Annotated in this window: 17 protein-coding genes; 9 read left to right on the top strand and 8 right to left on the bottom strand. The window is 54.3% G+C overall.

From position 1 onward, the window contains the following. Nucleotides 1–8: 8 nt before the first annotated feature. On the bottom strand, nucleotides 9–926 hold the full coding sequence (gene rbn / locus WN16_RS19885) for a ribonuclease BN (RefSeq protein ID WP_044701188.1): 918 nt from the start codon (nucleotides 924–926) through the stop codon (nucleotides 9–11). Between the two features lie 67 nt (nucleotides 927–993). Here rbn and WN16_RS19880 point away from each other — a divergent pair, with 67 nt between their 5' ends. The 9 genes from WN16_RS19880 to pmrD all read left to right on the top strand — a co-directional run bounded on the left by WN16_RS19880 (nucleotide 994) and on the right by pmrD (nucleotide 9,351). Beyond that, a complete protein-coding gene (locus WN16_RS19880; protein ID WP_044701185.1) occupies nucleotides 994–1,455 on the top strand; it encodes a GNAT family N-acetyltransferase in 462 nt (153 codons plus the stop codon). 63 nt (nucleotides 1,456–1,518) lie between these two features. After that, nucleotides 1,519–1,824: a stress response protein ElaB gene (elaB, locus tag WN16_RS19875; RefSeq protein WP_032936574.1), complete on the top strand. Its 306-nt coding sequence runs from the start codon at nucleotides 1,519–1,521 to the stop codon at nucleotides 1,822–1,824. A 104-nt stretch (nucleotides 1,825–1,928) separates the two neighbouring features. Further along, nucleotides 1,929–3,227, top strand: coding sequence for an isochorismate synthase MenF (gene menF / locus WN16_RS19870; RefSeq protein WP_044701182.1), 1,299 nt, complete (start codon nucleotides 1,929–1,931; stop codon nucleotides 3,225–3,227). Between the two features lie 84 nt (nucleotides 3,228–3,311). After that, complete coding sequence (gene menD / locus WN16_RS19865; RefSeq protein WP_044701181.1) at nucleotides 3,312–4,982, top strand: 2-succinyl-5-enolpyruvyl-6-hydroxy-3-cyclohexene-1-carboxylic-acid synthase; 1,671 nt, start codon at nucleotides 3,312–3,314, stop codon at nucleotides 4,980–4,982. After that, nucleotides 4,979–5,737 carry a 2-succinyl-6-hydroxy-2,4-cyclohexadiene-1-carboxylate synthase gene (gene menH / locus WN16_RS19860; protein ID WP_044701178.1) on the top strand — a complete coding sequence of 253 codons (759 nt, stop codon included), beginning with the start codon at nucleotides 4,979–4,981 and terminating at the stop codon, nucleotides 5,735–5,737. The genes menD and menH overlap by 4 nt, the downstream gene beginning before the upstream one ends. 14 nt (nucleotides 5,738–5,751) lie before the next feature. After that, complete coding sequence (menB, locus tag WN16_RS19855) at nucleotides 5,752–6,609, top strand: 1,4-dihydroxy-2-naphthoyl-CoA synthase (RefSeq protein ID WP_003027671.1); 858 nt, start codon at nucleotides 5,752–5,754, stop codon at nucleotides 6,607–6,609. After that, on the top strand, nucleotides 6,609–7,571 hold the full coding sequence (menC, locus tag WN16_RS19850; RefSeq protein WP_003027669.1) for an o-succinylbenzoate synthase: 963 nt from the start codon (nucleotides 6,609–6,611) through the stop codon (nucleotides 7,569–7,571). Before menB ends, menC begins: the two co-directional genes overlap by 1 nt. Further along, the gene (gene menE / locus WN16_RS19845; protein WP_044701177.1) at nucleotides 7,568–8,992 is read left to right on the top strand and encodes an o-succinylbenzoate--CoA ligase; all 1,425 of its coding nucleotides are present in this window, start codon (nucleotides 7,568–7,570) and stop codon (nucleotides 8,990–8,992) included. Before menC ends, menE begins: the two co-directional genes overlap by 4 nt. Before the next feature lie 95 nt (nucleotides 8,993–9,087). Further along, nucleotides 9,088–9,351 carry a signal transduction protein PmrD gene (gene pmrD / locus WN16_RS19840; RefSeq protein WP_003839377.1) on the top strand — a complete coding sequence of 88 codons (264 nt, stop codon included), beginning with the start codon at nucleotides 9,088–9,090 and terminating at the stop codon, nucleotides 9,349–9,351. A 2-nt stretch (nucleotides 9,352–9,353) separates the two neighbouring features. Here pmrD and arnF read toward each other — a convergent pair whose 3' ends face one another. Genes arnF through arnB form a run of 7 tightly spaced genes read right to left on the bottom strand, consistent with a single transcriptional unit; the run spans nucleotide 9,354 to nucleotide 16,730 of the window. Continuing rightward, complete coding sequence (gene arnF, locus WN16_RS19835) at nucleotides 9,354–9,740, bottom strand: 4-amino-4-deoxy-L-arabinose-phosphoundecaprenol flippase subunit ArnF (RefSeq protein ID WP_032936583.1); 387 nt, start codon at nucleotides 9,738–9,740, stop codon at nucleotides 9,354–9,356. Then, nucleotides 9,740–10,075, bottom strand: a complete 336-nt coding sequence (gene arnE, locus WN16_RS19830; protein ID WP_003027661.1) for a 4-amino-4-deoxy-L-arabinose-phosphoundecaprenol flippase subunit ArnE — start codon at nucleotides 10,073–10,075, stop codon at nucleotides 9,740–9,742. The genes arnF and arnE overlap by 1 nt, the downstream gene beginning before the upstream one ends. Continuing rightward, on the bottom strand, nucleotides 10,072–11,730 hold the full coding sequence (gene arnT, locus WN16_RS19825; protein WP_044701175.1) for a lipid IV(A) 4-amino-4-deoxy-L-arabinosyltransferase: 1,659 nt from the start codon (nucleotides 11,728–11,730) through the stop codon (nucleotides 10,072–10,074). Before arnT ends, arnE begins: the two co-directional genes overlap by 4 nt. Beyond that, a complete protein-coding gene (gene arnD / locus WN16_RS19820; RefSeq protein WP_003027653.1) occupies nucleotides 11,727–12,629 on the bottom strand; it encodes a 4-deoxy-4-formamido-L-arabinose-phosphoundecaprenol deformylase in 903 nt (300 codons plus the stop codon). Before arnD ends, arnT begins: the two co-directional genes overlap by 4 nt. Continuing rightward, nucleotides 12,626–14,608 carry a bifunctional UDP-4-amino-4-deoxy-L-arabinose formyltransferase/UDP-glucuronic acid oxidase ArnA gene (gene arnA, locus WN16_RS19815; RefSeq protein ID WP_044701174.1) on the bottom strand — a complete coding sequence of 661 codons (1,983 nt, stop codon included), beginning with the start codon at nucleotides 14,606–14,608 and terminating at the stop codon, nucleotides 12,626–12,628. The genes arnD and arnA overlap by 4 nt, the downstream gene beginning before the upstream one ends. Beyond that, entirely contained in the window at nucleotides 14,605–15,588 is a 984-nt protein-coding gene (gene arnC / locus WN16_RS19810; RefSeq protein WP_003027648.1) for an undecaprenyl-phosphate 4-deoxy-4-formamido-L-arabinose transferase, read from the bottom strand. The genes arnA and arnC overlap by 4 nt, the downstream gene beginning before the upstream one ends. Before the next feature lie 2 nt (nucleotides 15,589–15,590). Continuing rightward, on the bottom strand, nucleotides 15,591–16,730 hold the full coding sequence (arnB, locus tag WN16_RS19805; RefSeq protein WP_003027645.1) for a UDP-4-amino-4-deoxy-L-arabinose aminotransferase: 1,140 nt from the start codon (nucleotides 16,728–16,730) through the stop codon (nucleotides 15,591–15,593). Nucleotides 16,731–16,935: the final 205 nt, after the last annotated feature.

The raw sequence follows: 16,935 nt of genomic DNA, 5'->3' as shown, positions 1-16,935 counted from the left end.
ATAAAGCGTTAAACGCTGAAAATGGCGAAATCGTGAGCCAGTTCCGTGTCTGGAAAAATCGCTTTGCACTCTTCAAGCAAACGCTGACAGCCTTTTTCATCATAGCGTGAGCTAACGTGGGTCATGATCAGGCGTCCCACTCCGGTATCCAGCGCCAGCTGTGCGGCTTGTCGGGTTGAGCTGTGCCCGCGACTGTTCGCTTTCTCCTCCATTGAGGCATCCAGCGTGGTTTCGTGTACCATGACATCTACACCTCGAGCCAGTTCAATGGCGGACGCGCAGGGTCCAGTGTCACCGAAAATAGCGACTGATTTTCCCCTGGTGGCCGGGGCGAGGAAGTCGGCGCCGTGGATCGTACGTCCATCCTCCAGCACGATAGTTTTCCCGGCTTTCAAATCCTGAAACCACGGGCCCGCTTTAACACCTGCCGCCTTCAGGGCGTTAGCGTCAAGCGCACCGGGTTTGTCATGCTCTTGAATGCGAAAACCGTAGCACTCCAGCGGATGCGCCAGCGGGTACGCCGTGACTTTACGCAGGCCGTCATCGACAATCTCACCTGCGGTGATTTCCACAATTTCCATCGGATAATCGGTCCAGGAGCCGCTCAGACGTAATGCGGTTTCGGTAAACTCTCGCAACCCTTTTGGCCCGTAAAGCGTCAGAGGCTGGACATTGCCGGCCATTGAGCGACTGCACAGTAGTCCCGGTAAACCAAACAGGTGATCGCCGTGCAGATGGCTGATAAAAATACGATCGAGTTTTCCTGGATTGAAAGGAGTGGTGAGCATCTGATGCTGCGTCCCTTCACCGCAATCAAAAAGCCACAGCCCCGCCTGAGTCGGGTGTTGCAGATTCAGTAAAATTGCCGTTACATTGCGTGAGCGAGTGGGGACTCCCGCTGACGTGCCTAAAAATAGTAATTCCATCTTCGCGTTACACTTTTCGCCATCAATAAGGCAGGGTGTTCAGGTTATCACAACATAGGGGCAGACAATGATTCACTGGCAAGATCTCCACCATGCAAAGCTGAGTACCCAACAACTGTACGCACTACTTCAGTTGCGATGCGCGGTGTTTGTAGTTGAGCAACAGTGTCCGTACCAGGATGTGGATGGCGATGACCTGGTTGGAGAGAATCGCCATATTCTGGGCTGGCATAACGATGAGCTGGTGGCGTATGCGAGGATTCTGAAAAGCGATGACGAGCTGGAGCCGGTGGTGATTGGTCGGGTGATTGTAAGCGAAGCGCTGCGCGGTGAAAAACTGGGGCAACGGCTGATGGCCCAGACGCTGGCATCCTGCGCGCAACACTGGCCACACAAGGCGTTATATCTGGGCGCGCAGGCGCATCTGCAATCGTTCTATGCGCGCTTTGGCTTTGTTCCGGTAACGGATATCTATGACGAAGACGGTATTCCACACGTCGGAATGGCGCGGGAAGCACATCAGGCGTAAACAGGCGCAAACAGTCCAGGTTGTCTATAGTTAGCGGGTACGTCAATAGAAAGGGAGAATATAATGTCTTTTCATTCTTATGAATCACGTGTCGATGATGATCTGGAATTATTAAGTGAAACGCTGGAAGAGGTGCTGCGTTCTTCTGGCGACCCAGCAGATCAAAAATACCTTGAGTTAAAAGCGCGGGCAGAACGGGCGTTAGAAGAGGTGAGAAATCGCGTCAGCCATGCTTCTGACAGCTACTATTACCGTGCGAAAAAAGCTGTTTGTCGGGCGGATGATTATGTGCACGAAAAACCCTGGCGCGGGATTGGCGTTGGCGCCACAGTCGGTTTAGTGATGGGATTATTGTTAGCACGGCGATAAATTCCGTTCTGTCATCGCATTTGTACGTACTCCCTAACTGGGGGTACTGCTTTTTCTGCTCAGTACCCCGTATAATGTGAGGTTTTTAACAGGGAGAGGTCCGCGTGCATTCAATCACTACTGCGCTGGAAAGTCTGATGCGTCATTTATCGCAAGAGATGCCAGCAGCACCTGGAATTCGTATTTACGATATACCTTTCCCACTGAATGATGCGTTTGACGCTTTAGGATGGCTGGCCAGTCAACCCGTCTGGCCCCAGTTTTACTGGCAGCAGCGTAACGGCGACGAAGAGGCCGCCGTATTAGGGGCCGTCGCCGCATTTTCCTCACTGGAATCAGCTCAGCAGTTTTTACACCAGCATGATAATCATCCCGACCTGCGCATCTGGGGCCTGAATGCCTTTGAGCCACAGCGTGGCAATTTGCTGCTGCCGCGGCTGGAGTGGCGACGTTGCGCCGGAGTGGCGAGCTTACGCTTACATCTCTACAGCGACGTATCGTTACGTGACGACGCCGCGCAGGCGGTGGCGTTTATCTCATCGCTCGCCAATGTTAAGCCGCTACCCGCGTTGCGTCTCAGTTTGACGGGAGAACAGAACTGGCCAGATAAAGCGGGCTGGACAAATCTGATAAAACTCGCCACCCAAACGATCGCAGGAGAAGACCTCGATAAGGTCGTGCTGGCGCGGGCGACCGATTTACAGTTTTCTCAGCCGGTTAATGCCGCGGCCGTGATGGCATCCAGCCGTCGCTTAAACCTGAACTGCTACCATTTCTTTATGGCATTCTCTGCCGACTCCGCTTTTCTTGGCTCTTCCCCTGAGCGTCTGTATCGGCGGCGAGACACGGCGCTGCGCACCGAGGCGCTGGCCGGAACCGTTGCTAACCACCCTGAGGATCATCGCGCCTGGCAGTTGGGTGAATGGCTAATGAAAGATGATAAAAACCAGCGTGAGAATATGCTGGTGGTTGAAGATATTTGCCAGCGCCTGCAAGGCTGTACGCAAACTCTTGATGTGCTGCCGCCACAGGTGCTGAGACTGCGTAAAGTGCAGCACTTGCGCCGTTGCATCTGGACGGAACTGAATCAGGCCGACGATATGCTTTGCCTGATGCAACTCCAGCCCACGGCGGCTGTCGCCGGTATTCCGCGAGAGCTGGCACGTGAATTCATCCAACAAAATGAACCCTTTGAACGTGAGTGGTATGCCGGTTCTGCGGGTTATCTTTCACGGCGCCAAAGTGAGTTTTGCGTGTCACTACGTTCGGCGAAAATTAGCGCAAACGTGGTGCGCCTGTATGCCGGGGCAGGGATCGTACGTGGTTCAGATCCTGAGCAGGAATGGCAAGAAATAGACAACAAAGCGGCGGGTTTACGTACTTTATTACAGATGGAAGCCTAATGAGTCACACATTACCGACTCATATCAAAAATCCATTTATTCGATTCTTTATACTGTGTCGCAATATTGATACCGGACAATCTCATGTCAGTAAGCGCATTTAACCGACGCTGGGCGGCGGTCATTCTGGAAGCACTCACTCGCCACGGCGTCAGGCATGTCTGCATTGCCCCTGGCTCTCGTTCTACACCGTTGACGCTGGCGGCAGCGGAAAACCCCGCATTCATCCACCACACCCATTTTGACGAGCGTGGTCTTGGGCATCTGGCCTTAGGTCTGGCAAAAGTTAGCCGTCAGCCTGTCGCCGTGATTGTGACGTCCGGTACCGCGGTGGCGAATTTATATCCCGCGTTGATTGAAGCGGGCCTGACCGGTGAAAAACTAATTTTACTTACGGCAGACCGACCGCCAGAGCTTATCGACTGTGGTGCGAACCAGGCGATTCGTCAGGCCGGAATGTTTGCCTCGCATCCATCGCAAACGCTCTCTTTACCGCGTCCCACTCAGGACATTCCGGCAAGCTGGCTGGTGTCCACTATTGATAATGCGTTAGCAACCCTGCATAGCGGGGCGGTTCATATCAATTGCCCGTTTGCGGAACCGCTGTATGGCGATATGGACGAAACGGGGATTGCCTGGCAGCAGCGCCTCGGCGACTGGTGGCAGGACGATAAACCCTGGCTGCGAGAAGCGCGTCGGCTGGAAAGCGACAAACAGCGCGACTGGTTTTTCTGGCGACAAAAACGCGGCGTAGTCATTGCGGGCCGCATGAGCGCTGAAGAAGGTAAGAAAGTTGCGCAGTGGGCGCAGACGTTAGGCTGGCCGCTGATTGGTGATGTTCTGTCGCAAACCGGACAACCGCTGCCGTGCGCCGACCTGTGGCTGGGAAATGCGAAAGCGGTAGCTGAGTTACAGCAGGCGCAGATTGTGGTGCAGCTTGGCAGCAGCCTGACCGGAAAACGACTCCTGCAATGGCAGGCCAGTTGCGATCCGCAGGAATACTGGATTGTCGATAATATCGAAGGCCGCCTCGATCCGGCTCACCATCGTGGCCGCAGGCTGGTGGCGAAAGTTGGCGACTGGCTGGAGCTGCATCCGGCGGAGAAACGTCAGCCCTGGTACGTGGAAATCCCTCGCCTGGCACAACTGGCCTGGCAGGCGGTAGAAGCCCGTCGTGAGGCGTTCGGTGAAGCGCAATTAGCCCACCGTATTCACGAATACTTGCCGGAGCAGGGGCAGCTGTTCGTGGGTAACAGTCTGGTGGTACGCCTGATTGATGCGCTGTCGCAGCTTCCGGCTGGTTACCCGGTCTATAGCAACCGTGGCGCGAGCGGTATTGACGGTCTGCTGTCAACGGCAGCAGGTGTACAGCGTGCCAGCGCGAAATCGACGCTGGCGATTGTTGGCGATTTATCTGCATTGTATGACCTGAATGCGCTGGCGTTATTGCGCCAGGTTTCTGCACCGTTTGTCCTGATAGTGGTCAACAATAACGGCGGACAGATTTTTTCTCTGCTGCCGACGCCAGCCAGCGAACGCGAACGGTTCTATCTGATGCCGCAGAACGTACATTTCGAGCATGCTGCCGCCATGTTTAACCTTAAATACCAGCGCCCGGAAAACTGGGAGCAGCTGGAGAGCGCGTTGACTAACGCCTGGCGTACTCCTGCGGCCACGGTGATTGAGCTGGTGGTGAATGAAACTGACGGGGCGCAAACCTTGCAGCAACTGCTGGCGAAGGTAAGTCATCTATGATCCTGCATGCGCAGGCGAAAGAGGGCCAGACGGGATTTCCCTGGCTGGTTTTCCTGCACGGTTTCTCTGGCGATTGTCGGGAATGGCAGACGGTCGGCGAAGCGTTTCAGGATTATTCGCGGCTATACATCGATCTGCCGGGACACGGTGGCTCTGCTGACATCAGCGTGAGCGGATTCGATGACGTAAACGTTTTGCTGCGTAACACTCTGCTTAGTTACAACATACACAACTACTGGCTGGTGGGATACTCTCTTGGTGGCAGAGTCGCGATGATGGCGGCCTGTCAGGAGATGCCTGGGCTTTGTGGTCTGGTGGTTGAAGGTGGACATCCAGGCTTGCAAGGCGAAGAGGCGCGCGTTCAGCGTCGTCTCTCGGATGGCCGCTGGGCTGCGCGTTTTCGCGCAGAGCCGCTACGTGAGGTGTTTAATGACTGGTATCAACAGCCCGTTTTTTCCTCGCTGAACACGGCACAAAGAGAGGCGCTGGTCGCTCTGCGTAGCCAGAATAATGGGCAAACGCTGGCGGCAATGCTGGAGGCCACCTCGCTTGCCGTACAACCTGATTTACGTGCGCAACTCACGACGCGCACATTTCCGTTTTATTATTTATGTGGTGAACGTGACGATAAATTCCGCGCTCTGGCGGCGGAAATATCAGTACCAAACCATGTGATTCGTAATGCCGGACACAACGCGCATCGGGACAACCCCGCGGGTGTAGTGGACTGTCTGGCTCAGATTCTGCGTCGCTGACTATAGGACATTTTATGATCTATCCTGATGAAACAATGCTTTACGCACCGGTAGAATGGCACGATTGCTCTGAAGGCTATACCGACATTCTTTACGAGAAATCCACCGACGGTATCGCAAAAATCACCATTAATCGTCCGCAGGTACGCAATGCCTTCCGTCCGGTCACTGTGAAAGAGATGATCCAGGCGCTGGCGGATGCTCGCTATGATGACAACATCGGCGTAATTATTCTGACCGGTGCTGGCGACAAAGCGTTCTGCGCAGGCGGCGATCAGAAGGTACGTGGCGACTACGGCGGATACCAGGATGACTCCGGTGTGCATCACCTGAACGTGCTGGACTTCCAGCGTCAGATTCGTACCTGTCCGAAACCGGTCGTGGCGATGGTTGCAGGTTTCTCCATTGGCGGCGGTCATGTGCTGCACATGATGTGTGACCTGACCATTGCGGCTGAAAACGCCATCTTCGGTCAGACCGGTCCTAAAGTCGGTTCCTTCGACGGCGGTTGGGGCGCTTCCTATATGGCGCGCATCGTCGGTCAGAAAAAAGCGCGTGAAATCTGGTTCCTGTGCCGTCAGTACGATGCGAAACAGGCGCTGGATATGGGGCTGGTCAACACCGTGGTTCCGCTGGCGGATCTGGAAAAAGAGACAGTACGCTGGTGTCGCGAAATGTTGCAAAACAGCCCAATGGCGCTGCGCTGCCTGAAAGCTGCACTGAACGCCGACTGTGATGGTCAGGCAGGTCTGCAGGAGCTGGCAGGTAACGCCACTATGCTGTTCTACATGACGGAAGAAGGTCAGGAAGGCCGTAACGCCTTTAACCAGAAACGTCAGCCTGATTTCAGCAAATTCAAACGGAATCCGTAATGCGTAGCGCGCAGGTATACCGCTGGCAGATCCCCATGGACGCGGGGGTGATTCTGCGCGACAGGCGGTTAAAAACGCGTGACGGGTTATACGTATGTCTTCGTGACGGTGAGCGTGAAGGGTGGGGAGAAATCTCCCCGCTGCCGGGCTTCAGTCAGGAAAGCTGGGAAGAAGCGCAAACCGAGTTGCTGGCCTGGGTGAAAGGCTGGCTGCAAGGGGATGCCTCCTTACCGCAACTGCCTTCAGTCGCCTTTGGCGTAAGCTGTGCGCTGGCCGAACTGGCTGGCGTATTGCCACAGGACGCAGACTATCGTGCTGCACCGCTGTGTACGGGCGATCCTGACGATCTGGTACTGCAACTGGCGGACATGCCGGGCGAAAAAGTGGCGAAGATTAAGGTCGGTCTGTATGAAGCGGTTCGCGACGGCATGGTAGCCAATCTGTTACTTGAGGCGATCCCGGAGCTGCATTTGCGACTTGACGCCAACCGGGCCTGGACGCCGTTGAAAGCTCAGCAGTTCGCGAAATACGTTAATCCGGAGTACCGTGGACGCATTGCCTTCCTCGAAGAACCGTGCAAAACCCGTGATGATTCTCGTGCCTTCGCGCGTGAAACCGGCATTGCCATCGCCTGGGATGAAAGTCTGCGTGAAGCGGATTTCACCTTCGAAGCCGAAGAGGGCGTCAAGGCTGTGGTTATCAAACCTACGCTGACCGGCAGTCTCGATAAAGTCCGTGAACAGGTGGCAGCGGCGCATGCGCTTGGTCTTACTGCCGTTATCAGTTCGTCAATCGAGTCGAGTCTGGGCTTAACCCAGCTGGCGCGAATTGCTGCCTGGTTGACGCCGCAAACCATCCCGGGTCTGGATACCCTGAGCCTGATGCAGTGCCAGCAGGTACGCACCTGGCCGGGTAGCGCGTTGCCGTGTATCGACGTTGATGCGCTGGAACGTCTGCTATGACCCAGCAGGAAATGCCCGATAGCGTGAGCTTATCGGGCCTGATACAACCCAGTGACTGGCCGTGGCGTCACTGGCGACAGGTTCGTGCGAAGGCGCCAGCCTTACGCCTCAACGATGAGGCATTAAGCTGGAGCGAGCTCTGTGCGCGCATCGACCATCTGGCCTGTGGTTTTGCCGCTCAGGGCGTGGAAGAAGGCGATGGCGTCCTGCTTCGCGCCTGGAATCATCCGCGCGCTTTGCTGGCCTGGCTGGCACTGTTGCAGTGTGGGGCGCGGGTTTTACCTGTGAACCCACAGTTGCCTCAGTCGCTGCTTGACGCGCTGGTTCCGGACTTAACGCTACGTTTTGCGCTGGATCTGGAGGCTGCTATCGCACTCCCGGAACTTAGTCTGCTACAGATGCAGTCGTTGCCAGGCTGTCACGCCGCCGCATGGTTGCCCGAGCGTTTGAGCACGATGACGTTAACCTCAGGTTCTACCGGATTACCAAAGGCGGCGGTGCATACCTGTCAGGCGCATCTGGCAAGCGCACAGGGCGTACTGTCATTAATGCCGTTTGGTGCTGAGGATGACTGGCTGCTCTCATTGCCGCTGTTTCATGTTTCCGGGCAGGGCATTTTGTGGCGATGGTTGTTCGCCGGGGCGCGAATGACCGTGCGCGACAAACAGCCGCTGGATCAAATGCTGGCTGGATGCACTCACGCTTCACTGGTGCCCACGCAACTGTGGCGCTTACTTGTTAATAACACGTCAGTCACGCTAAAAGCGGTGCTGCTGGGCGGTGCGGCAATTCCTGTTGAGTTGACGGAACAGGCGCGTGAACAGGGGATTCGTTGCTGGTGCGGTTACGGATTGACGGAGTTTGCTTCTACGGTTTGTGCGAAAGAGGCAGATGGCCTGGCGGATGTGGGCTCTGCTTTACCAGGGCGGGAAGTCAGGATCGTTAATGACGAAGTTTGGCTACGAGCCGCCAGCATGGCGCAAGGTTACTGGCGTAACGGACAGCTTATGCCTTTAGCGAACGCGGAAGGCTGGTTTGCAACCCGCGATCGCGGCGTGTTGAAGGACGGCAAGTTAACCATTGTCGGTCGTATGGACAATCTGTTCTTTAGCGGCGGGGAAGGCATACAGCCGGAAGAGGTGGAACGCGTGATTGCCGCACATCCACATGTTCTGCAGGCCTTTATTGTGCCGATAGAAGACAAAGAATTTGGCCATCGCCCGGTGGCGGTCGTTGAGTATGACGCTAATGCTGGAGAAACTAATCTGGCAGAGTGGGTAAAAGATAAGCTGGCACGCTTTCAGCAACCGGTATGTTGGTTGACATTGCCACCCGAGCTTAAAGCCGGAGGGATTAAAATCTCGCGTCGTGCGTTGTCGGATTGGGTAAGTGCTTCATCATTAACATTAAGAAAGCATTAATTACATTTCTCATTTTTGTCATTCCGCAGCTATTGTCCTTTTGTTTATCTGCTGAAGTGTAACCTATTGTGAAATTTTTTAACAAAAGGTGCGCTATGGAATGGCATGTGAAGAAGTCTTGCTGTCACAAGAAAGCAGAGAGGCTCTATATCGTACTTTGCGATAGTGGTGGTTCGCTTAAGATGCTCGCTGAGGCGCAATCTTTCGAGCGGGTTAAACCTGGCGATCTTCTTTCACCGCTGAAAGATGCGCAGTATTGTGTTAATCGCGATGTATCCCGCGTGATTAAAATAATCGATGCCAGACAGTACATATGTGACGAATGGGAGCGCCTGTTACGACTGTCGGCAGATAAATGAGCTCAGCGCCGGTGCTTGTCTGCAGGCAGAAAAATCGTCATTAAACCCGCCATGATGCACAGTACCCCAACCAGCGCCTTTACTGAAAATGTTCCCTGCCAGCCGGGCAGAATCATTGATGCAACCCAAACCAGCACATAGCTCAGGCTGAGCAGGGCATAAGCTTTGCTCAGCGCGAGCTGGTGCAGGGCTTTATGCCAGCAAATAACCGACAGCAAATAGCCTGCCAGCCCGGCAGATAAAGCAAACGCTCCAATACTGAGAGATAATACGGCGGAGATGAACTCCAGCGGCTGCATCATTGGCGGCAGATTATCCATTGCGAAGCCGAGGCTCAACTGGGCTGCGGAGGTGATAATAACGCTACATAATCCCCAAAAGATGCCCATTACACTGCGCTCCCAAGAATAAAGATGCCGGTAATGATCAGCCCAACCCCCAGCCAGTGGCGTGTAGTGACGGGTTCGCGCCAGATTTTCCAGGCGGCCAGCGTCACCCAAACAAAGTTAAGACTCAGCATGGGATAGGCGATGCCGACAGGAATGTTCTGCAGTACCGCCAGCCATAGCAGCATGGCCAGACCGAGGCTTGCCAGAGCAAGCCCAATCCATTGCGTGACGTGGCGTTTTCGCGCACGAACGGACACCGGTCGGGTCGCCTGCTTCTGGCATAGCTGGCCGCAGACGCTGAGCAGGCTGGCGAGAACTAAGGCTATCCAGATCATTTTGGCCGATACTGAATCAGGACCAGTCGCCCCTGATTATCAATGTAATCAGCGGGAGGGATAGCGAGATGATTAATATCTTCATCCTTATCAATCGTGAGCACGAGCGTAATATTTCCTTGCTGACGATGTTGCGCTAACCAGTCGGCAAAGTCTTCCCGACTGACAAAGCGCCCCTGAGCATCCGGGTAGTTGAGGCCATATTTTAACTCGCCCGTTTGGCCGTACATCATGATGTCGTCACGCTTCAGGCTCCAGGCCAGCCCTGCGGCAACGCCAACGTTGTCGGTGAGAATGTAACGGCTCGACTCCAGCGACTCTTTAGTCATCTCGACAAAAAACTGCGGCTGTTTAGACTCCATCACCCGGTCAGGGACTGAGAAACCAAACAACAGCGCGAGTCCCAGCGGGCACAGCGCGGCGAATTTCCAGTTCTTCTCGCGGTTATTTAGCGTATACCAACCGAACAGTGCCCAGGTGATAAAAATACCCCACGCGCAAAACACCTTATACGTTTCGATATGCGACCAGACCGGCGTCTTTAACGGACCCAATGTGGAAACAATAAATGTGGCGACAATGCCGGTCACGCCGAACAGCACGTTGATCCAGCCGTTCACGCGCAGTGCGGCGGAGCCTTTTTCCGCGGCCTGCAGGCCGAAACGCGCCGTTAATATCGCCAGCGGGGCGAAGCAAGAAAGAATATAGGTTGGCAGTTTTCCTTTGGCGATGCTGAAAAACAGGATTGGCATGACAATCCAGCTTAACAGGTACAGCGCGCTGCGCGGAACATCCCGCTCACGCCAGCCCGTACGCAGCGCGCCGGGGAGCAGCCCGAGCCATGGTAATGCGCCAGCCACGAATACCGGAATGTAGTACCAGATGGGAGCCTTGTGTTGGGCATCATCCTGTGCGAAGCGTTGAATATGTTCAACCCAGAAGAAGTAATGCCAGAAATCCGGCTCACGCTGGGCAATCGCTATTCCCCACGGCAGCACAATCACGACGCAGCCGATAACCGCCAGCAGACCGTAGAGCATGAGATCTTTCCAGCGCTTTTGCGCGAAAACCCACGGCAGTACGCTGAGCACAGGAACGGCAAGCGCCAGGAAGCCCTTGGTCATCACGCCCATACCGCAGGTTAACCCTAACAGCAAAAAAGCGATGATTTTGCGCGTTCTGGTGGTGGCCTGCATGCCTTCCCAAAAACAGCACATGCCCGCCATCAGCCAAAGCGCAATTATGGGATCAAGTACCGCGTAGGTGCCGATGCTGTAAACCGAGAAAAACGTTAAAAAGATAGCAGAAGAGAGTACGGCGGTACGCTTATCCTGCCATAACCGCATGGCAAGCCAGGCTACCAGTAGCGCCGTCAGCAAGGTGGCAAATATAGCCCCCGCTCTGACGCCAAAATTATTAGCGCCAAATAGCCATTGCCCGATGCTGTTTAACCAGTATCCGGCAATGGGTTTTTCAAAGTAACGAAGCCCTAAAAAGTGCGGCACGATCCAGTCGCCGGAAGTCAGCATTTCCCGACTGATTTCGGCATAGCGCGTTTCATCAGGCTGCCAGAGCAGGCGACTGTTGATGGGGAGAATAAAATACAGCGCAATAAACGCGATACAGGCCAGAGTGTAGCGGGCAGCAGGTTTCATTGTGTCGCACTCACCGGTTGTTGGCAGCCGAGCCATCCCTCTCTGCCCGGTATTTTTCCCCGCACGATCTGCCCTGTTGGCAGGGTGCTGATATCGTCTGGTAACAGCTCGCCAAGCGGGCAAAATGTCATCCCCATGTCCGCGGCGCGAGTAAGCAGCTCGTCAAAATTCTGATGAAAGGCGATGCCTTCAACTTCCGCATGAATGGTGTACACCGGTGTTCCTCTGCTCATCTGGATGTGGGAGAGAATATAAGCGTTGAAGTCCACCGCCTGGACCTCCTGACCAACCACTTCATCCCATGTTGGTAACGTGACGGGAATTTGCGGCGTACCTGTTTTCCCGGACGCCAGTACAGGGCGAAATAGCGACGTTCCCCGACAGTCGCTGTTATAGCGTAAATGGAACGTTTCTTTTGCCTCGACGACGCGGTTGTCGGCACGCCATCCGGCAACCGCAGAACAGGTAACCGGTTGTCCGATGATGGCTTCAAGGGCGGTAATGCCTCGTGAAATATCATCAATCAGCTGTTTATCATTCCAGTTTCCGCTTCGCGCTTGCCAGGCATGGTGATCCCAGGCATGCAAACCGGTTTCATGAATCAGGGCGGTTTGCGCAATGATCGCCGCATTGGCCTGGCCAATCTCTTTTCCCGGCCACGCGGTTCCCGCGAGCAATATATCCCATCCGTAGAGCGATGCTGCGTTTGAACGCAGCATCTTCCACAGAAATTGTGGCTTCACAAGACGCCAGAGATGGCGCCCCATGTTGTCAGGTCCAACGCTAAAGAAAAAACTTGCCCGAACGTTATGCCGGTTCAATGTCTCCAACAGGCGGGGCACACCTTCGCGCGTCCCCCGGAAAGTATCGACATCAATGCGCAAGCCTACTTTGGTCATGATGTGTGTTCCGTGATATCCACACTGCGTAAGAAGAAGTCCAGCGTCTCTTCTACCGTTTCCTGCATCTCAATGGTGGGCTCCCAGTTCAGGCAGCGTTTTGCATTACGAATGTTGGGCTTGCGATGCTCAACGTCCTGATAACCTTTACCATAGTAGCTACTGCTTTCGACGTCACGGAAACCGGCAAACGGCGGGAAGTGGTTGCGTAATGGGTGTTTTTCAAAGCAGGTAAGCAGCATTTCTGCCAGTTCCTGAATACTGGCCTCATTCTCCGGGTTACCGATGTTGATAATTTCGCCATCGCAGCGTCCGCCTTCGTTTTCAATGATGCGGTACAGGGCTTCGATACCATCGCGAATATCAGTAAAGCAGCGTTTTTGCTTACCGCCTTCAATCAGCTTAATCGGTGAACCTTCCACCAGATTGAGGATCAGTTGGGTAATGGCGCGTGAGCTGCCGATACGCGCGGCGTTAAGGCTGTCCAGACGCGGTCCCATCCAGTTAAACGGACGGAACAGGGTGAAGCGCAATCCCTCTTTTTCGCCGTATGCCCAGATTACGCGGTCCAGCAACTGCTTGGAAACGGAGTAGATCCAGCGTGGTTTATTCACCGGGCCGACGATCAGGTTCGAGCTGTCTTCATCAAAAACTTTGTCGGTACACATGCCGTAGACTTCGGAGGTTGACGGGAAAATGATGCGCTTACGGTATTTCACGCAGTAGCGAATGATTTTCAGGTTCTCTTCAAAATCGAGCTCAAACACGCGCAGCGGGTTGCGGGTATATTCGATTGGCGTGGCGATCGCTACCAGCGGCAGCACGACGTCGCATTTTTTCACATGATATTCAATCCATTCGGAGTGAATGCTGATATCGCCTTCGACGAAATGGAATCGTGGATGCTGCAGAAAACGACTAATGGCGTCGCTGCCAATGTCGAGTCCATACACTTCGTAATTGTCTTCTTGCAACAGGCGTTCGGTCAGATGGTTACCAATGAAGCCATTGACGCCAAGGATCAGCACGCGAGTACGGCGTTTAGCGGTAGTAACTGACTGGCTGTTCAGGCGAGAACCTGGTACCAGGCCCAGAACCTGCGCCAGCTGTGACCCCTGCATGGCAATACCATCGCCAGCTTGCCCGGTAATAATCTCCAGTGCGCCATCAGCGCATGCGATCAGCAAAGGAGAAACGGAGATGACGGTTCCTGGCCGGGCTGCGCGGTCATTTTTGCAAACACGTGACGACCAGACGGTGAATTTTTGCGTACCAACATAGCTAAATGCGCCCGGCCATGGATCGCTGACGGCGCGTACCTGGTTATGCAACTCTGCGGCTGGTTTGTTCCAGTCTAGGAAGCTATCTTCCGGCGTACGGCGACCAAAACAGGTCGCCTCTGCTTCCTGTTGGGCGTGTTCTGCATAATCTCCCGTTTTAATCGCGGGCAGCGCCTCTTCGAGTAACTGACGCGCTGCCTGGCACAATTTATGGTGCAGCGTTAACGCCACATCATCGGGCGAAATAGCAACCCGCTGCTGGGCAACAATGGCACCGGCATCCGCGCGTTTGACCATCCGGTGAAGCGTGACGCCGGTTTCGGTTTCACCATTGACCAGTACCCAGTTCAGCGGCGCGCGGCCACGGTATTTCGGCAGCAGCGAGCCGTGCAGATTAAATGCACCCTTAGGGGCAAGGCTGAGGATCTCATCACTCAGTAAATGGCGATAGTAGAACGAGAAGATAACATCAGGTGCCAGTTGGCTAATGCGCTCAATCCACAGGGGATGATTAACCTCGTCAGGGGCGTAAACCGGAATACCGGCGCTGGCCGCGAGGCGGGAAACAGATCCAAAAAACGCTTTTTCACCCGGATTGTCGGTGTGCGTAAAAATGGCAGCGATTTCATAACCTGCATCCAACAAGGCCTGGACACCCTGACATCCCATATCGTGATAGGCAAATACGACGGCTTTCATGCGCGGTTTTCCTCGGTTGACTGCGTGGTTTGTGGGCGGATAACGTGTTGAACAAAATAGCGGGGGCGGGCGCGGACATCGTTATAGATGCGACCGATATATTCGCCGAGTAAACCCATGCCAATAAACTGTGCGCCGATAAAGGTAAACAGGACGGCAAACAGCATGAATACCCCTTCCGCAGCCCACTGTGGGCCGAGCGTCAGGCGCAGAACAACAAGCAAGACTGATAAGGTAAAGCCCGTGGCGGCGATCACGCTGCCCAACAGACTCAGCATGCGAAGCGGTGTTGTGGTAAGGCAAGTCACCAGGTCATACATCAGGTTGATCAGACGCATGAAGCTGTATTTGGAATCACCAAATTCGCGCTCTGCATGATGTACCGGGATCTCCGTCGCGCGACGGGCAAAAATGTTGGCCAGAATAGGGATAAAGGTGCTGCGCTCCTGGCAATGCAGCATGGCATCGACGATGTGACGGCGATAGGCGCGTAGCATGCAGCCGTAGTCGCCCATTGCTTTACCGGTGGTTCGTTGGATCAGATGGTTGATCATTCGTGAGGCGGTCTTACGAAATACGCTGTCCTGCCGGTTCTGGCGCACCGTGCCCACCACATCAAATCCCTCATCTGCTGTGGCGACCAACCGAGGGATCTCCTCCGGCGGGTTCTGCAAATCGGCATCCAGTGTGATGATCAAGTCGCCAGTGACATGACTGAAACCGGCCATAATCGCCGAGTGCTGTCCGTAATTGCGATTCAGCAAAATAGAAACAATATGGCTGTTTGGCGCCTGGGAGGCGTTCATCATCAACTGAGCGGAATTGTCACTGCTACCGTCGTCGATTAGCAGAATTTCATAGTCTTTACCCAATTTCTCGCAGGCGGCGCTGGTGCGTCTGATTAACTCTGGCAGGCTTTCCTGTTCATTAAAAACGGGAATGACCACCGAGACTTTTTTGATTGGTGCTGCTTCAAACATGATTATTGTCCTGCAATCTCGCGAAGTGCCGTAATGACCCGCTGGGTATCCGCTTCGGTCATGTCTGGGAATAACGGCAGCGAGCAGATGCGCGCGCTGTTCCATTCAGTATTTGGGAGCGAAAGGGTAGTGAAGCGTTCGCGATAATATTTTTGCGTATGGGCTGCACGAAAATGCAGACCGGTGCCGATATCTTTAGTCTTCAGCGCTTCCATCAGGGCATCTCTGCTCAGCCCGCAGCGGGTTTCGTCAACACGAATGATGAATAAGTGCCAGGCATGAACGTGCGGCCACCGGGGCAGGTCCAGCGGTTGAAATGGCGTATCAGCCAGCGCCTGCTGGTATTGCTGGGCAATTTGCGCCCGGCGTGAATTCAGTTGCTCCAGCTTATTCAGCTGTACCAACGCAATAGCGGCATTGATATCCGTCAGGTTGTATTTGTATCCTGGCGCAAGCACTTCGGCCTGCGGTGCCCGGCCATAGGTTTGTCGATCAAAAGCATCAACGCCCAGACCGTGAAACTTCAGGCTGCGAAGCCGCTGGGCAAGCTGGCTGTCGTCGGTAACAATCAGTCCACCTTCTGCGCAGGTGATATTTTTGATGGCGTGAAACGAGAAGATTGCCGTACCGCGCGCCCCGACATGACGGCCCTTATACAATGTCCCTACGGCATGGGCCGCATCTTCTATGACCGGGATGCCATAACGCTCGCCAATGGCATAAATTGCGTCAAGATCGGCGGGGGCGCCTGCGTAATGTACTGGAACAATGGCTTTGGTTCGTGGGGTAATGGCGGCTTCAATTTGCTCAGGTGTGACCATAAGTGTATCGCGGTCGACGTCGACCATGACTGGCGTCGCACCCAGCAAGACAATCATGTTGAGGGTGGAAACCCACGTCATCGACGGCGTAATGACCTCATCGCCTGCACCTATGCCCAACGCCATCAGTGTGATGTGCATACCTGCCGTGGCAGAGCAGACGGCGACAGCGTGTTGATTTCCTGTGAGCTGACAGAAGGCTTCTTCCAGCTGTTGGTTCTTCGGGCCAGTGGTTATCCATCCAGAGTCCAGCACCGCTTTTACAGCGGCAAGCTCTTCAGCACCCATTGCCGGGCGAGAGAAAGGCAAAAAGTCAGACATCATTATTCCTTCAAGCCATTTAACGCTACCGAAGTTTTATTTTTAGGACTAAACAGGGGCGTCGTTAATTATTTCATCAGGCTACAAAGGTTAATGGCCGAAGGTTAATTTATCCTTAAGGGTTTAAGGTTTGGGAGATAATAACAAAGACAGTGGGGAGTGGTTTATTTGTTTGAATATAAAGAGTTTTTAGTCATTATGGCGG

It is taken from the genome of Citrobacter sp. ABFQG, from assembly GCF_004322975.1.
GTDB lineage: Bacteria > Pseudomonadota > Gammaproteobacteria > Enterobacterales > Enterobacteriaceae > Citrobacter > Citrobacter freundii.
Note: the sequence above shows the minus strand (reverse complement) of the source record. Positions and strands in the feature narration are given on the sequence as shown.

Excerpts from the sequence above, each read along its gene's own strand:
- rbn (WP_044701188.1), bottom strand. The coding sequence starts at position 926 with ATGGAATTACTATTTTTAGGCACGTCAGCGGGAGTCCCCACTCGCTCA.
- WN16_RS19880 (WP_044701185.1), top strand. The coding sequence starts at position 994 with ATGATTCACTGGCAAGATCTCCACCATGCAAAGCTGAGTACCCAACAA.
- elaB (WP_032936574.1), top strand. The coding sequence starts at position 1,519 with ATGTCTTTTCATTCTTATGAATCACGTGTCGATGATGATCTGGAATTA.
- menD (WP_044701181.1), top strand. The coding sequence starts at position 3,312 with ATGTCAGTAAGCGCATTTAACCGACGCTGGGCGGCGGTCATTCTGGAA.
- menH (WP_044701178.1), top strand. The coding sequence starts at position 4,979 with ATGATCCTGCATGCGCAGGCGAAAGAGGGCCAGACGGGATTTCCCTGG.
- menB (WP_003027671.1), top strand. The coding sequence starts at position 5,752 with ATGATCTATCCTGATGAAACAATGCTTTACGCACCGGTAGAATGGCAC.
- menC (WP_003027669.1), top strand. The coding sequence starts at position 6,609 with ATGCGTAGCGCGCAGGTATACCGCTGGCAGATCCCCATGGACGCGGGG.
- menE (WP_044701177.1), top strand. The coding sequence starts at position 7,568 with ATGACCCAGCAGGAAATGCCCGATAGCGTGAGCTTATCGGGCCTGATA.
- pmrD (WP_003839377.1), top strand. The coding sequence starts at position 9,088 with ATGGAATGGCATGTGAAGAAGTCTTGCTGTCACAAGAAAGCAGAGAGG.
- arnF (WP_032936583.1), bottom strand. The coding sequence starts at position 9,740 with ATGGGCATCTTTTGGGGATTATGTAGCGTTATTATCACCTCCGCAGCC.
- arnE (WP_003027661.1), bottom strand. The coding sequence starts at position 10,075 with ATGATCTGGATAGCCTTAGTTCTCGCCAGCCTGCTCAGCGTCTGCGGC.
- arnT (WP_044701175.1), bottom strand. The coding sequence starts at position 11,730 with ATGAAACCTGCTGCCCGCTACACTCTGGCCTGTATCGCGTTTATTGCG.
- arnD (WP_003027653.1), bottom strand. The coding sequence starts at position 12,629 with ATGACCAAAGTAGGCTTGCGCATTGATGTCGATACTTTCCGGGGGACG.
- arnA (WP_044701174.1), bottom strand. The coding sequence starts at position 14,608 with ATGAAAGCCGTCGTATTTGCCTATCACGATATGGGATGTCAGGGTGTC.
- arnC (WP_003027648.1), bottom strand. The coding sequence starts at position 15,588 with ATGTTTGAAGCAGCACCAATCAAAAAAGTCTCGGTGGTCATTCCCGTT.
- arnB (WP_003027645.1), bottom strand. The coding sequence starts at position 16,730 with ATGTCTGACTTTTTGCCTTTCTCTCGCCCGGCAATGGGTGCTGAAGAG.